This window comes from Streptomyces himastatinicus ATCC 53653 (assembly GCF_000158915.1).
GTDB classification, from domain to species: domain Bacteria; phylum Actinomycetota; class Actinomycetes; order Streptomycetales; family Streptomycetaceae; genus Streptomyces; species Streptomyces himastatinicus.
This window is the reverse complement of record NZ_GG657754.1, coordinates 2955277-2956343: the sequence shown is the minus strand read 5'-3', so window position 1 is coordinate 2956343 and position 1067 is coordinate 2955277. Positions and strand designations below refer to the sequence as shown.

Annotated in this window: 1 protein-coding gene and 1 pseudogene; both read right to left on the bottom strand. The window is 73.1% G+C overall.

The window, feature by feature from the left end; translation table 11 throughout:
* Positions 1-174, bottom strand: a pseudogene (locus tag SSOG_RS47545) (PaaX family transcriptional regulator C-terminal domain-containing protein); the annotation flags it as partial.
* A gap of 18 nt (positions 175-192) precedes the next feature.
* Positions 193-1067 (bottom strand): AMP-binding protein (locus SSOG_RS11890; protein ID WP_039937290.1); only part of this gene is annotated, 875 nt, incomplete at its 5' end.

The window sequence follows — 1067 nt, the reverse complement described above, 5'->3', positions numbered from 1 at the left end:
CCGCTTGAGGCGGGACACGGCGGAGCGCACCGAGGGCGGGTCGACGCCGACGGCGCCCAGCAGCCGGATGAGGGCGGCGACGGGCACCGGCCCGGCCGGGTGGCCGGGGGTGCCGCGCCCGTGGGCCCCGTAGTGGCTGACGATGAGGGAGCGCGGGGTGTGCTGCTCGTTCACGAGGTCACTGTAAGGCGGTCACGGTAGGGCGCCGTCGCGGAGGCGGTAGCGCTGGAGCTTGCCGGTGGCGGTGCGGGGGAGCGCGTCGAGGAAGACGAAGCGGCGCGGGCATTTGTAGGGGGTGAGTTCGGCGGTGGTGTGGGCCTTGAGGGCGGCCACGGTCTCCTCGGTGCGCGGGATGCCCGTACGCAGCACCACATGGGCGACGACGATCGTGCCGCGCTCCGCGTCCGGCTGTCCGGTGACGGCGGCTTCGAGCACGTCGGGGTGGCGCAGCAGGGCGTCTTCGACCTCGGGGCCCGCGATGTTGTACCCGGACGAGATGATCATGTCGTCCGCGCGTGCCACATAGCGGAAGTAGCCATCCGGATCACGGATGTAGGTGTCGCCGGTGAGGTTCCAGCCGTCGCGTACGTAGGTGCGCTGGCGCTCGTCGGCCAGGTAGCGGCAGCCGGTCGGGCCGCGGACGGCGAGCAGGCCCGGTTCACCGTCGGGGACGGGGCACAGGTCCGCGTCGACCACCCGGGCCTCGAAACCGGGCACCGGAACGCCCGTCGTCCCCGGGCGGATCGCGTCGTCGGCGGCGGACAGGAAGATGTGGAGCAGTTCGGTGGCGCCGATGCCGTTGATGATGCGCAGCCCGGTGGCCTCGTGCCAGTCGTGCCAGGTGGCGGCGGGCAGGTTCTCCCCGGCGGAGACGCAGCGGCGCAGCGAGGAGATGTCGTACGCCCCGGGTTCGGTGCGCAGCCGGTTCAGCATGGCCCGGTAGGCGGTCGGGGCGGTGAACAGCACCGACACCCGGTGCTGTGCGATGTCGCCGAGCAGCCGCTCCGGCCCGCCGCCCCGGTCGGTCAGCAGCGCCGACGCCCCGGCACGCAGTGGGAAGACGACGA